The sequence below is a fragment of the Klebsiella sp. YJ genome, assembly GCF_002108615.1.
GTDB lineage: Bacteria > Pseudomonadota > Gammaproteobacteria > Enterobacterales > Enterobacteriaceae > Klebsiella > Klebsiella planticola.
In genome coordinates this window covers 1-13,938 of the sequence record NZ_MTEG01000052.1, presented here as the reverse complement: position 1 = coordinate 13,938, position 13,938 = coordinate 1, and the positions used below count along the sequence as shown (strand labels likewise).

Here is a 13,938-nt window from a genome sequence, read left to right as displayed (position 1 = left end):
CGGAATCTATGGTCACTCCCGTTTTTGCAACACCGATTTTGACGATAAATTGGCTTGCTTGAATCTATCCGGCGTCTGAATGGGATTTTATTCCCGCGCCTCGATGAGTTCCGCGCCTGATGAACCTCCAGAAAATATGCGGCTTCAATGAGCCTTTCCGTTTTACAGGTTCCTCAACAGGCCGGTGGGCCGTTAGTATCATCAATATCAGTATTCGCAAAACCAGATCAGTGATTCTTTAAACCGGTGTATTTCTTCCGTTATGCTACATAAGTTTGCTGTCGTGCCGTTAGGGCCCAGGCTATTCTGGCCAGCTTGTTTGCCAGAGCACAAGTGACGACAAAGTTGCTTTTCCTACACAGTAGATCCCTGACCCAATCGGCCAATTTGCCAGACTGGTGTTCCAGTTTTTGTATGAATACCCTGGCACATTGAACCAACAAAGTTCGGATCTTTTTGTTACCTCGCTTACTAATTCCCAGCAATGTCGTCCGACCTCCCGTGCTGTACTGTCGAGGCACTAGCCCTGTTGCCGCCGCAAAGTCACGACTGCTGGCGTACTGCTTCCCGTCGCCAATCTCAGTTGAAATAGTACTCGCTGTCAGTGTTCCGACGCAGGGAATGCTCAGCAAGCGCTGTCCAATCTCATCTTCGTCCAACTTTCGTTTCAACTGGGATTCCAAATCTTTAATCTGCTCAACAAGATAGTGATAATGCTGTTGTAATTTCAGCAATAACTGGCTGAGGTATAGAGGCAAACTATTGTCCTCAAGAAGGGTACTCAGTCGGCTAATAACGGCAGCTCCTCGTGGAACGCTGATGCCAAATTCCAGCAGAAAAGCATGCATCTGATTGGTTGTTTTTACCTTATCCTGAACCAAGGATTCACGGACACGATGCAGCGCACGCATTGCCTGCTGAGATTCAGTTCTGGGCTGTACAAAACGCATAGACGGACGCGATGCAGCTTCACAAATAGCTTCGGCGTCGACAAAGTCGTTTTTGTTACTTTTAACGAATGGACGGACAAATTGTGGTGATATCAGCTTAGGAAAATGCCCCAACTCTTCCAACTTGCGTGCCATAAAGTGAGAGCCACCACAGGCTTCCATTGCGATGGTTGTAGCGGGGCATGTCGCCAAAAATTCGATTAACTTTGGCCGTGTAAATTTTTTACGGTAAACAGCCTTGCCGCGACGATCTTGGCAATGAATATGGAAAGAGTTTTTACCCAGATCGATACCAATGAGCGCAATGTTTTCCATGATAGTTCTCCGAATGAAAGCCTATCCTCAGCATAGTACCGGGAAGGAGGGAGTGACCATCTCATTAAAAATTAACAATGAAATCAAAGAACAAGCCGCATTCTCATTCAATGTCGTAGGGGGTACGGGTAAAGTTACTAACTTTACCCCTGGTAACAATGGTACCGTTCAACCTGTTGCTTTGTTGAGGCTTGGGGTATTTGTCCCGGCCCCTCCGGGCGTAGCAAAGAAAAACCTCCCAGAGGGTTTGGTTACGATGGATGTGTCCCGCGATTTACAGCATATGCAGATCGCATCCAGTGAAGGCTACAAAGAAATATCGCTATCCAGCCCTCGTCTTGATATGGGGACAGATTTCCGTGTATGGCTTGGTATAGTCCGTTCATTACATGACCATGGCCATTACTCAGGAAGGATTAAGCTTCCTTTTAGCACCTTCCTTAAAAATTGTGGGTTTGACCCCTCGAGGTCGAATAAGCCCATGAAACAACGTATCGATGCTTCGATGATTAAACTGAAAATGGTCACTTTTCAGTTCCGCAATGAAGATTCAACCCTCACGACCGGCCTCATTAACTGGGCACGGTACAACATAAAAACCAATGAGATTGAGATAGAGGGAGATCCCCGGATTCAGGAGCTCTATCAGATTGACTATAAGGTTTATCTTCGCCTTAAGGCTCTTGATAATCTGCAAAGGAAAGAGTCCGCCCAGGCCTTGTATACCTACCTCGCCAGCCTACCTAAAGACCCTGCACCAATCTCAATGAAACGCTTTCGCGACCGTTTACGGCTAACGTCCCCAGTAGCCTCTCAGAACATGATCATTCGCCGTTCGTTGAAGGAGCTTGAGCAAATCGGTTACTTGCAATACAGAGAAGAGAAGATTGGTCGGTCAATAAAGTTCCACATACTTAAACGAAGTCCCTCGCTGGATGCCAAAAAGACCATCCTGGTCCCGGCTGCACATAACCCAGCTGATGACGATGCACTGATACATAAACTTAAAATGCTGAAGGCTGCAGGTTACTCAGAAACTGAGATTGCTGGCGTTCTGGATGCCCTCGATAAGTTGCAGAGGGAAGGAAAACCGGAATCCGAAGTCGAAGATGCCGATTTTGAGGAGCTTTAATTCAGGAAATCAGGCGTACAAAAGAGGGGGATGACTCTCTGGAAGAATAGTCCCCTTATCGAAAAGTAACTTTTATCGCTGTTGCTGCACTTTTAACTACACGTCCATTGTTGCCTCTCTACACGAAAACACAGTAACTATCTGATACTACAGCAAATAAACTTCATTCAAGACAAGTTCAATCAGAAACATTAACGGTCGTATGTTGTCATTCGTATCCGACCTCTCCAGCTCAAAACATTAACCGTCGTACGTTCCTATGGACGTGCAAAGCCCGCAGATTGTCACTTTAATCTGAAAGAATTAACGGTTGTACGTTCACAGTATCAGGGTAACCCCAGAAAGATAGTGGCATTTTACATTATAAAACAATAACTTAATAGCAATTCAAGTAGGTTGACATGGTTAGATAGCAGTTGTGCTCATCCTATGAAAAGTGAAAAGATTAACCGTCGTACGTATCACCATGCATTTTTACAGGGATGCGAACTTACCGTTAGTTGCGATGTTTGTTACCTCGTAAGCCATCGAGTGAGCCCAGATCAACGGGGCCTTATGTTGCATGCTAAGGGTCGATTATCGTAAAGCTACTCTCCGGTTTTACTTTCTGGTCACAACGCAACTTTGAGAAAGTTACTTTTATGCCGGAAAGTGTTCTATGCGTTGTGCGGTTCTGGTTCCAGGACAACGCTTGTACGCTCGTTCGTTCTAAGAGATCGCTTTGCCCAGGTAAATAACCAGGACGGAAAGTTACTTTTGTCGATAAACCCTGTTCGAGATTGGTTTCGCCAGGTGTAAGCAAGAGCCTATAGATGAAGAGAGGGACAGAGTGGAACGAAGGCATTTTCTTTGTGCATCCGTTCGTACATCTGGCCTACTCTGACCTCCAGCACTGACGCAAGGTTTATCGCAATCAAAAGTAACTTTGTTAAACAACCTCACCAGATTTGCTCCGGTAATCCGTTGCTAATCACAGGCAGGACAATTTTACAGAGTCAGCGAATCATTTTTCGTAACTAAGGAACGTTTTTTGGGGATGTAAACAAAAAAATGTCATTACATATCAATGCTGTATAAATAAACAGTGTGACAACATAACTGCGGCTGTTTTTTGACCGATGGGAGGGGGTGGGGGGGACGAGGAAAAGAGGGCAGCGTCTAAGGCATAGTTATGGTTTTGACCGTATGTCTCTAATGAGTCGTATAAAGTTTAAAAAGAGATGAGAAGACTACATCATAAATATGAAGCATATTCCTCTTAGAGATATCTGTGTTGTGGGGGATGATCTGTTGTTTATGACCATGCTGTACTCCCGTAAAAGTCACTTTTCCGCTTTTCTCACTGTTGTCGGTACACTAGTCATTTTTATACTTGCACCGGCACCCTACACATTTGTGCTGGTGGGCCATCTCGAGACCAGAACAACATGATCAATCACTCACGCCTCAGTCACCCTCTGTAGCTCTTTCCGTAATTATTGGATGTTTATGATATATAAAATGTTTTTTGGACGGAATTCTTAAATAGGGGCTTTACACAACGTTTCAATCTGTATAATTGTTCCTGCCAGACACGAATACAATAGGGGTTTTAACTGCATATGGGAGAACGTGGAAGTTGCCGAAGAAATCGAAGCCTACGCTGCTTGCCCTGCTATGAAAAAAACTGGCACCGTTTAAGGGCGGGTCTGGATCATAACGGATGGGGAGATGTATCAGTACTCGCAACTAAAGGTACAGGTTATATGTGTAAATGCAGGCAGTGCGGGCACGAATACATATCCTATTCCCTGGCTGCACGCCGCCAGTTTCAGTACCAGATAAACAGAAAATTCGCCCTATCCAGCATGCAGGAAAATAAATTTTATTCAAAAGACAATTTATCGTCTTAAGCCAGAATCCCCTCTGCATATCAGGATACACTTCAAGTATATGGTGGTTATGTATGGAAGAGTGAATTATGTTTCGGACAAGCAGAAGATATCTGGTTAGAAAGATAATCAAAAATTAAGGCAGGTCAGAGTAATGAAATCCTCTATTCCACCGATTCTGTATGGAAGAAATATATCCGATATTTCGGAGAAGCATTTTGCCCCCTGGTTCTGTCATGACGATCAATACCCTGCTTTGGTGCTGGCTTCAACGAAGATAGTTCCGGAGTCACCTTCCCAGGACTGGTTCCTTGGCGAAGAACAATGCGGAGGCCACAGTTGTAACCAGTTCCCGGCAGCGGTATTACCATTGCAGATCATGCCTCAAAAACATGGGATGCTGGAGAGCATTGCAGATGAGGCATTTGAGCCACGCTCGCTCGATTATTTTAACTGCGCGGGCGACGAGGAACAGAAGCGCGTACGGCTGAATTATCAGTCATACGTTATTTCTCTCGGGTTAACCTGCTCGGACGAAAATGCTCTCCTGTTGACACAGGCGCTATACCCCCTGGATGCGACTGACGCCAATCTCAGGGCCTTAACCACAGAACAGACCGATCTCAGAAGCCTTAATGTCACCACTGGGCTGGTGCTTTTTGTAGTGGGGGTGAACTGCGACTAGGAGAGAGAAGTAAAGAATAGTGTCATTACTATGCCACAGGCACAAATTAACCAATAAAAGTCACTTTTGAGGTAGAAATGAAAAACATTAAACGGGAAGCATTACTGGTACCCATCATCGGGCTGTTGATCCTCTCCTACCACATGGGCTATTTCCTTTCTGACTGGCCTTTCTGGCAGGTATACGCCATCCTGGCGCTGGCCTACTTTGCTGGTCGTTTTGGACTGAAAAAAAGGGCGTCTTCTAAAGACGAACCTCAGGAAGGCAAAACTACCGGTCAGTAAAGCATTACCTGTACTGGCCTGTTCCACTCTCTACATACAGGCCACTCAGTCAATTTACGGAAAAGCATAGAAGGAAAAACACCATGAGTAACATGACCGTGTCGTTTTACAGCAAAAAACATCATGACACTGTAGCAAGCGCTATTAAGGCCCGTGCAACATCATCAATTGAGCTGCTCTGTTCTCCTACGCTGAATCAGCTTCTGGATCTGACAAATTCAATCTGCCTGTGCGCAGGAATTGAAAATCAGGTTGGCATTTTTGTTGCGGACTCAGAAACTGACGAATCCGCTCCCGGTGAACAGGTATCTAAGACCCATGCAGTCTGGCTATATAACCAGAAACAGCATAGTGCTGCCCGTGATGCGATTGTTAAGAAAGACATTACGGAAGTGAAGATTGATGAGCCGCTGACGCTTAATGAACTTCTGGCGATCATCGATGTGGTCAGTCGTTGTGCAGGTATTGATGAGGACGTAGTCGGTATTGCCGAGCCGATGATGACGGTTATTGATGCTGGGCATCGCGGGCAATCTACGGCTCAGGAATTGATGCTGCACTGATAAAACCCACTCGCAAAAGTTACTTTTGCTAAGAGGTGTTTATGCTGTTTCGGAAACTGGTGTTGTTGGGAGGGGCCTGTACCTTACTTTTGGCCTATCACGGTGGTTATTGGCTAAGCGACTGGCCGTGGTTGTTTTATTACGCGTTGGTCTCCTGGTGGTTTTCATTTAGCTGGTATATTTTCATTACCCCTAAAGTTCCAGTTGTTCCAGGCAACATAAATAAAAACGAAAAATCATTATCCATAGCGGGGAAACATCTGACTCACCGGTATAAACAGAGTGATAGTGATGATTCCTCACTGATTATCCATAGCATTTATTTATCATCAACAAGCAACGTACAATCGGATAGTACCATTATTAATGGAGGAGATTGCAGTTATTCGGACACTTCAGATTCAGGGTGCAGTGGAGGTGATTAACAGTCATGGATGAATAATTAATATTTATATAAAACAGTAGGTGAGGAGGAAATATGGTATACACAGGCATAACCGACCATGCCAGACTCAGACTTATGCAGCGTTCTCGACTTCCTCTGCATGTACTCACTGATATGCTCGATAAAAGGGAATATGTCGACTTGGGTTCCAAGCCCGGGATATTAAAAGAACACCTTCTGATTTATAGTCGTCTGGATGAAAGATGGTACGTTCTAATCAGGGACATAACATCAGGAAGTATCGTTACGGTGTTACCAGAGAACTATCATGATTCTTCATTTATTAAAATTAAAGAGTCAGATAAGCAATCAGCATATGATTTAGCAAATAAAGGCAGGGGTTCGCGTTCGGAATTTATTAGTATAAATCTATGTTTTAATGATTTCGATGGTTACCGGTACTCAAAGAAAATTTATTCCATTCCAGTTTCGCAGGTTGATTTGTCGCAAGAGTCTTTTTTAAAGTCAAAATTCATCAAACTACTTAAAAGAAAGATTAGGGAAAACATTGCACGGGGGCTTTCATTTGATGACAAGACGATTGGCCTGGTTATACACCTCTCTTCCTGAACGTGAAGTTCAGCCAAGATAAGTACAAAATACTCTATTTTTGAAAGCAGGAGCATCTTAATGTGTGACAGAACTGTTTTTTTGAATTTCCAGTCTCAAGATACGACACCTTTTATAACTGAGGTGGAAATGCTTATTGGAGGAGTTCCACGACTCATGTATCCCGATGGAACAGAGCAGTTTGCTGATGATGAAACCGATTCACTCCTAATTTATTCTCCTCGACTGACCGAACTTGAACTTGAAGCCTTTTGCGAAGCGAACATTGAGCATTATCGGACTTTTCACGAGGCCAATTTAAAGCAACTACTCAGGGGAGACCGCGTACCATTAACCCCGTTCTGGGCTGAATAAACTAAGCAGCTGGGACTACATCTTTTTCGGGGGGATTCATGCATCTTCATCTTGTTCCAACACTATACCACACCATTTCAAATAAATGCCGACTTGAATCAGTGACGATCCCGGAACTGAAGTTTGAGATTAAAGGCGATGCGCTTTCATGCGGAAGACCGTTTCCTAATAAACGGCTTAATGTGGGTATGCAAAAAAATCGTAAAGCAATGATTGGCTTACTTCTTGAATATGATAAAAAAGTAAGTCATTTTACAACACAATATAAATGGTACATAGAAGACATCGGTATTGTTCAGCACAATATTAAAACTATAGTGCTGGATTGTGATTTTGATCTAATATCACAATATATAGGCTTAAATATTGGGCTTGATGAATTTAAACCGAGGCTCCATCATTCTTATCACAACGCCGCGCCGGTTAAAATACAACCAATGATGGAATCATATCGAACCGGAGAACCGGTCAATAAATTACATCATGATGTATGGGATAATAATGTTTTATTGTCCAGGACGGAAACATTGCTCTTGCATACCTTGGAAACAGACAGACTTTCCGAATACAGTTTATTAACCGACAGACTTCCCGAGCTAAGCTCTGCAATTTGCATCTGAAAATTCTAAATGCAGCTCCGGTTTAGTCCCGGGGCTTTGTTTTAAACATGACATTCTCAACTATTCGTTCTGGTTCTGTTACAGAAAATCTGAAATGCAATCAGAAAATATTTGGTGCATGAAACTTACGTATTTATGGTTCGTACCAGTCTAATACCCCTCATCATTACTCAATGATTTTGGCTTAAGATCCTGTTTTTTTTAAACCCTCTGCGTAAACACTGGAGCATAATGAATTATAGGGTTTTAATCCAGGATGTCAGACTCCGAGAAAGTAACTTTTTTTAAGGAAATTTAAAAGATGGGGGTTGATGAAGAGGTAAAAAAAGGTATCCTGGTTTCAACGAAGAAAGATTTTTCGTACTAACCTTTTCTTTCAGGGAGTTTCTATGTCCATCGAAAATACATTGATTGATGAATTAAATACATCAGAGAACACAGGAGATATTATTCCTTCTGTACCTATTGATTTAATCATTGCTCAACGTACTGCTGGCATTGCGGCGTTTATGGAAGGTTTAGAGAAACTCAGAGAAGCAGAATTGTTGTTCGCAGCTGCTGCTGAAAAGGATTGGTTCTCGGGGCTGGATGAGATTGTGGCGTCAGGTAGGCGTTGCCGCAAAGAAAATGAAATAGAGGCTTTACGCCGCAGGGTGGCTCGTTGTGTTGATAGCAGTATCTGGACGCGCCTGATGACCCAGACAGGGATGTTTACATTTATGAGTAGTGAGCAACATGATAAATGGACTGACCAGGTATACAGTGAAGAATGCCCTGAAGTTACTCTGGACAATGTCATCAGTACGTTTCAGCATCTTCATGCCTCAAAGAACGAAACATTTGTAACTGGTATTATTGACGTTTTCCGTAAGCTGTCCTGGGACTACAAAACAAATAATCCTTGCCGTCTGGGCAAGAAAATTATCCTCGAAGGTGTTTTATCCATAAATATCTCGCGAAACCGATACGCTTCGGTCAGGACTAATGCACAGAACTGGATTAATGATCTCGCCCGTGCTTTCTGCCTTATCGACAATAAAAACGTTCCAGATTCACGGATAGCGGAAGGAAGCCAGTACAGGGATTTTATCAACTTAAACAGTTATACGTTAAACGGTGTGTTTACCTGTGAGTGGTTCACTATTAAATCTTTCTGGAAAGGGTCCGCTCATGTGACGTTCACACGTCCAGACCTCGTTGACAAAATTAATGAGATTGTGGCCAGTAGATACCCTGATGCTTTACCATCCAGAGTATGACAATTAATTCTAACTTTATACCCTTGCACTACTATTTATACAGGTAACATGACATGGCTATTGAAATTAAAGAACGCTATACCACCGCTGTTATCAGCACAGCTCACATTTCTAAAGATGATGCAGTGTTATTAACTGAAGCCAGTTATAACCCTCGTTCTGAAAGTGGTCGTAACTGGATTCACGCAAATGAATATGGTTACATTATTCGGATAACTTGTGATAATCAGGAATGGAAACAACATTTACGTGATGATGGTATATCCTGGCCTACAATCGAAAATATCGAAAAAGTACTTAACGCAGGGTTCGAATGTGTTCACTTTGATCGTGACGCAGATATTGTGGATGAACTTATTGCGTGGGACTGGTAACAATTCTTTACCAGGACCTAACAACCTGTCGTGGCGGGGGCTATATATAAAACGTTAAACAGAAAATCAAGGTGTCGCAAATGGGCATAGAAAACGGAAATAGTTCTGTACAGCAAGATGTTCCTGCAACCGACAATGACGTTCGACATGAAGTGATTGTCACCGGCTGTGTGACAAAATATGGCAGAGGGATTCATTTCTGTAATGATGAGCTACTAAGTGGCGCTAATCATAATCTCTGGTTCCCGTTGAGCTCTGAGGAAGACTGGTTTTCTGGCATTGAGCGCGTGCTGATGATGAATGGACTGGCGGAAAATGTCGTCAAACTTAGCCCTCTTAATGACGGGAAAGATTATCACGACTGGAAAGTGACGTATAACCGCCGGAACGTCTGACTACCTGGAAAGTAACTTTTTACCTTTTTATAACTGTGTGCGGGTTCAATAACGCTATTAAGCGGGACGCATTTTTTTTGAAATGACATTGTTAATATCATGAATGCCGAGGGAGTTTTAATGTTTAACCAAACTGAAAAGTCTATTGCCCAGATTGCGGAATATATTCCCCGTGCCTGTCGTGATATGAAGTTAAAAGAAGCCAAGGCACGGCTTGCTACAAAAATCGCACTTTATATTACTGATGGCAGTGATGCCGAGGTGCTTAATGCAACCTTCGCTCGTGCACTTAACAGCCACACCCGGGAGGCGTTCTTTTCTAACGTATCTGCATCTATTGATTATAAGGATCCATCATTACAATCAAAGTAAACATAATCACGTAATTAATGTCATGCTTTATTACATTGCTGCTAAGTGCTCCAGTGATTATGAATTAATGACAAATAGGGTGTTTAGAGGGGTTGACTGGGAGTTCTAAGTTGCTATCCTGGTGATTAATGCGAATAAAATTTACTGGGTAACGGAGGCTAATAAATGGCCACTCACATTCGTAATTTTGGCTGGAACCGGGTAAAGCTTTCGACGCTCACATATGACCAGTTAGAACAACTAAAAAAGAAAGTTGAAGAAGAACACGCCTGTAATAATGGGATCTTCCTTTATGACAAGGCTGGGTTGAAAAAACTGGATGCTTTGAGCTGGGCTGTATATCACAAAATGAAAGCAGACAAAAAGTCCGGCCAGGTAAGTTAATTTGTCTGTCATAAAACTACATCCACTTCTTGCCGGACATAGCCTGCAAATTTCTGCAAATCTAGTGTGAAGTTCTTTTGAGGAAGCGTTGTATGAAATTTTCCAGATTCTTTGAGCTGATAACTGCCATATGGGCAAACAAAATCAACCAGCGCCGCGATCCTGAAGTCACGATCATCATCCACTCTCCGGGAAGTGTCGGAGTTACTCCATCAGTAGAAGTCGAGTCCATCGAGGCCGGGTTCGACTGGAGTGCCGGTCAGGTGTTGATTTACCCGGCACAGCCATTGACCACGCTTACGCCAGACCAGGTAGCAGACATAACCACCAGCGTGCGCAAAGGCCAGTCCTGGCATGCCTATGAGGCTTACAAGAAGCATAAAGCCGAAATGGCTACCGCCGCGACTGAGTATTTGAAAGTAGCAGGACAGCGTGATGAATTATTGACAGCCCTTGAAGCACTTTCTGCTGCTTGTGACACTGGAGAACGTGACCGGGATGGAAAGCAAAGCGGAGTAGTTATTCCTGACAAACATGCTGTATGGGCTGCGCGTGAAGCCATCGCCCGCGTCAAAGGTGGTATAGTATGAAAACTGATATCACCGCACTGCCACCCAAAATCAACAATGGCGTACTCCGGCGATTGAATGCTCAGCGCGGGCAAAGAAATGGCAGAGGCGGAAGATATAAGCGTTTTCCATCAGTTCAGAATATAAACCATTGGGTCGTGGAACGTTTGATTTCAGAAATTATCGCAGAGAGCAGAGATGACTGATTTCACCGAACTGACACAGTCAGAAATAAACGGTGCTTTGTCTCAGCTAAAGCAACTCAGCGAGTACCCCACACCCGTCACTCAATTCGCACGGATTTTTCCCAATATATTTTAAATATGGTGGGGGCAAAGAAGAAGGCTAATTCAGTAATGAGTGCGGTCGTAACCGCAACTCGCATCCGGAGAGTCAGACCCTTCGATGGAGATGAGTAATGGCTAAGCGCGATTTTTACCCAACTGGTGCGACATGCTGGCAGGGCGGGAGTTGCACACGCAGGGGGATCACACGTCGTCATCGTTATGTCACTGGTGGGGATGGACGAAAATTCGAATCGTGCCCCTACACTGACGACTGGTACGCACTCGGCGACACGATTGACACCTTTGGAAATCCATACCGGTATAGAATTACTGGTGAGAAGGCCAGAGTTCTTACTCAGTTCTGCATAGACAATTTAAAACATGAGAAATCTGACAATGACAAAATATAACGAGCTTGACTCAAAAATACTGACTAAAATTAGCGGGCATCCAACGCCATTTTCCAGTCTGTACGTCAAAGATGTTGCAGAAGAATGTATCCGACTTGCAACGGAGGAGAATAAACCTGAACCTTTTCGCATTCTCGATCGCCGACTCCAGGCGCTACGTAAAGCTGGTGTAATCCGCAGCACAACTAAGGGATGGGTGAGGGCTAAATCATGACAACAGAAACCTTAAGCAGAGAGTGGTTACAGCATCAAATTTCAGCAATTGAAGGCGCTGGCATCACTGACAGCAACACATTGGCTGCTTTCAAGCTGGCGCTGGCCGCGATGAGTAGCAAGCCGGTAGTGGCGGATGAGGTCGAGCATGTTGCCGCTGTATTAGAGCTTATCGGTAGCTTTGAGGCTACTGATATTGATAGCGACACAGTAGATTTACGTTTTGAGATCGCTGATGTCGACACTGGCTCTGACGTATCCATTACTGAATATGCCGCACGCGGTTCCGCCATTATCCGCATGCTGACTGGCATCTCATCGGAATTACCAGATGGTTACGTTCTGGAGGCGCTGAAGAACACGCAAACCGAGAATGAACTGGCACGAGGCCAGTTATTCATAGCCCAGCGAACGCTATTAAATCAGCAGCGAAAGATTGCAGAGCTGGAGTCCCGCACCGTGCAGCTGCCGAAACCTAAAGATTCTGACCCGGGTTGGAAAATTGATCCAGAATTTATCAGCAAAGTTCAGAACGCAATAGGGTACGATGACCAATGCGAATGTTGGGAGGGTACACCGTCCATGGAGGTAGTAGAGGCCGTTTTGCTGGCCGCCGCTGGCATCAAGATGGAGGTTGAATAGATGGCATTCATATCTCAACTGGGAACAATACCAAAGCGTAGCGGAAGAGTGCCAGGTTCTAAGTTCGTTTCGTTTAGAAAGACAAAATCTGGTGCTACTGGTGGGCTTATTACTAAGGACACTGGACTGCGCGGAACTAAAATAGACATTCAGATTGATGAGGATAATAAAACTATCCGTCTTGGCGAGTACGAGAACGGAGTGACGGTAACTCAAAGACAGGGCGTATTCAGTTGCTCGGTTAGCGTATTTAATGCAGTGGGAAAGTGCCGAATATCCCTGACTGATGGCGGGGACGGGTGGTGGTACGGAAGTTATAAATAAGTAGGCAGCTAACCACTATTATCCGGTTTATAACAAAAAACAGGTTCTCCCCCTGCTGGAATCACTTGGACTTAGATTTTTTAGGCGGATGCATGAGTAGAGACGAAAATATTCAGGCTGTATTTGATCTAAAAGCTGGTTATACACTTGGGCTCGCCGACATCGAGATTCTTAAGAGAGTGGCCCGCATGGCGCTGACCGCAATGGACGGCGAGCCGGTAGTGTTTACCGACGAACGAAACCTTCATCATATTGCCATGGGCCGAGAAACCTCTCTGATTTGGGGAAAGCAGAACTCAGAGACAGGGGATATACCGCTCTATCGGCACGCAAAGCTAGTGCCGGATGCATTGATACAAGCTGTAGCATTTTATGAGCAGGTTAAGCGTGAAAATCCGCCAGTAGAAACGGGAGCTTATAAAGATGCCGTTGAGTGGGTACTGCGAGAAGCGTGCCGGGCTGTCATAAAGGATGAATGATGTCACAGGCAGTCAGATAGAAAGTTACTTTCCTACTCTCTGTTAGAGAGAACCCCGCATAAGCGGGGAGGTATTCGTCGATAATGAAGATCTTCATACTCACCTTTTTGTAGTCATCATACTGATCGCGAAACTATATTATTCTTCGCTCATTATTTCCCAGTGTTTATGGACATTCCTTATTTGCTTTCCTGGAACCTGCAAATAGGGGCTTGCACATGAGTTCCAAAGTAGTATCCTGGGTTTAAAGAAAAAGGATATTAACCGAGACAATCGCTCATGAATGATTCCACCGTTGTAAAAGAATATAGAAGAGCAAAGTTACGAGCTGCTGCTAGGGAAGGTGCGAATAAGCAGGTCATTTCTTCCCAAGCTGACTCGCTGATTAAAATTTCGCGGATCTGGGCCGATTTTTTTCCCGCAAACACATCGAATCAGCCT

The 13,938-nt window shown here is 44.2% G+C and carries 18 protein-coding genes; 17 read left to right on the top strand and 1 reads right to left on the bottom strand.

Features of this window, described 5'->3' with window-relative positions; translation table 11 throughout:
- Window positions 1-260 precede the first annotated feature (260 nt).
- Window positions 261-1,265 (bottom strand): IS110-like element IS4321 family transposase, encoded by a 1,005-nt coding sequence (locus BV390_RS28930; protein ID WP_000427620.1) that lies wholly within the window; start codon window positions 1,263-1,265, stop codon window positions 261-263.
- Between the two features lie 52 nt (window positions 1,266-1,317).
- Between BV390_RS28930 and BV390_RS28925 the strand changes: the two genes are divergently transcribed.
- From BV390_RS28925 to BV390_RS28840, 17 genes are all read left to right on the top strand, one after another.
- Window positions 1,318-2,397 carry a RepB family plasmid replication initiator protein gene (locus BV390_RS28925; RefSeq protein ID WP_040210162.1) on the top strand — a complete coding sequence of 360 codons (1,080 nt, stop codon included), beginning with the start codon at window positions 1,318-1,320 and terminating at the stop codon, window positions 2,395-2,397.
- Between the two features lie 2,025 nt (window positions 2,398-4,422).
- Window positions 4,423-4,953 carry a hypothetical protein gene (locus BV390_RS28920; RefSeq protein ID WP_004181842.1) on the top strand — a complete coding sequence of 177 codons (531 nt, stop codon included), beginning with the start codon at window positions 4,423-4,425 and terminating at the stop codon, window positions 4,951-4,953.
- Window positions 4,954-5,030: 77 nt separating this feature from the next.
- A complete protein-coding gene (locus tag BV390_RS28915) occupies window positions 5,031-5,237 on the top strand; it encodes a hypothetical protein (RefSeq protein WP_004026437.1) in 207 nt (68 codons plus the stop codon).
- A gap of 83 nt (window positions 5,238-5,320) precedes the next feature.
- A complete protein-coding gene (locus tag BV390_RS28910) occupies window positions 5,321-5,800 on the top strand; it encodes a hypothetical protein (RefSeq protein ID WP_004181843.1) in 480 nt (159 codons plus the stop codon).
- A 478-nt stretch (window positions 5,801-6,278) separates the two neighbouring features.
- Window positions 6,279-6,815 carry a hypothetical protein gene (locus tag BV390_RS28905; protein WP_004197201.1) on the top strand — a complete coding sequence of 179 codons (537 nt, stop codon included), beginning with the start codon at window positions 6,279-6,281 and terminating at the stop codon, window positions 6,813-6,815.
- A gap of 60 nt (window positions 6,816-6,875) precedes the next feature.
- A complete protein-coding gene (locus BV390_RS28900; protein ID WP_004181845.1) occupies window positions 6,876-7,169 on the top strand; it encodes a hypothetical protein in 294 nt (97 codons plus the stop codon).
- A 38-nt stretch (window positions 7,170-7,207) separates the two neighbouring features.
- Complete coding sequence (locus BV390_RS28895; RefSeq protein ID WP_004197191.1) at window positions 7,208-7,789, top strand: DUF6012 family protein; 582 nt, start codon at window positions 7,208-7,210, stop codon at window positions 7,787-7,789.
- A gap of 389 nt (window positions 7,790-8,178) precedes the next feature.
- A complete protein-coding gene (locus BV390_RS28890; protein ID WP_004181860.1) occupies window positions 8,179-9,048 on the top strand; it encodes a DUF4942 domain-containing protein in 870 nt (289 codons plus the stop codon).
- A 53-nt stretch (window positions 9,049-9,101) separates the two neighbouring features.
- Window positions 9,102-9,422: a DUF5983 family protein gene (locus BV390_RS28885; RefSeq protein ID WP_004026417.1), complete on the top strand. Its 321-nt coding sequence runs from the start codon at window positions 9,102-9,104 to the stop codon at window positions 9,420-9,422.
- Window positions 9,423-9,502: 80 nt separating this feature from the next.
- Entirely contained in the window at window positions 9,503-9,817 is a 315-nt protein-coding gene (locus BV390_RS28880; protein ID WP_004026416.1) for a hypothetical protein, read from the top strand.
- 120 nt (window positions 9,818-9,937) lie between these two features.
- Window positions 9,938-10,189, top strand: coding sequence for a hypothetical protein (locus tag BV390_RS28875; protein ID WP_004197205.1), 252 nt, complete (start codon window positions 9,938-9,940; stop codon window positions 10,187-10,189).
- Between the two features lie 165 nt (window positions 10,190-10,354).
- A complete protein-coding gene (locus BV390_RS28870; RefSeq protein ID WP_004026415.1) occupies window positions 10,355-10,573 on the top strand; it encodes a hypothetical protein in 219 nt (72 codons plus the stop codon).
- Between the two features lie 92 nt (window positions 10,574-10,665).
- Window positions 10,666-11,163 carry a hypothetical protein gene (locus BV390_RS28865; protein WP_040209848.1) on the top strand — a complete coding sequence of 166 codons (498 nt, stop codon included), beginning with the start codon at window positions 10,666-10,668 and terminating at the stop codon, window positions 11,161-11,163.
- Window positions 11,160-11,348: a hypothetical protein gene (locus BV390_RS28860; RefSeq protein ID WP_004197241.1), complete on the top strand. Its 189-nt coding sequence runs from the start codon at window positions 11,160-11,162 to the stop codon at window positions 11,346-11,348. The genes BV390_RS28865 and BV390_RS28860 overlap by 4 nt, the downstream gene beginning before the upstream one ends.
- Before the next feature lie 477 nt (window positions 11,349-11,825).
- Window positions 11,826-12,053 carry a hypothetical protein gene (locus BV390_RS28855; RefSeq protein WP_004197209.1) on the top strand — a complete coding sequence of 76 codons (228 nt, stop codon included), beginning with the start codon at window positions 11,826-11,828 and terminating at the stop codon, window positions 12,051-12,053.
- Entirely contained in the window at window positions 12,050-12,694 is a 645-nt protein-coding gene (locus tag BV390_RS28850; RefSeq protein WP_004197234.1) for a hypothetical protein, read from the top strand. The genes BV390_RS28855 and BV390_RS28850 overlap by 4 nt, the downstream gene beginning before the upstream one ends.
- A gap of 416 nt (window positions 12,695-13,110) precedes the next feature.
- The gene (locus BV390_RS28840; RefSeq protein ID WP_004197228.1) at window positions 13,111-13,497 is read left to right on the top strand and encodes a hypothetical protein; all 387 of its coding nucleotides are present in this window, start codon (window positions 13,111-13,113) and stop codon (window positions 13,495-13,497) included.
- Window positions 13,498-13,938 lie beyond the last annotated feature (441 nt).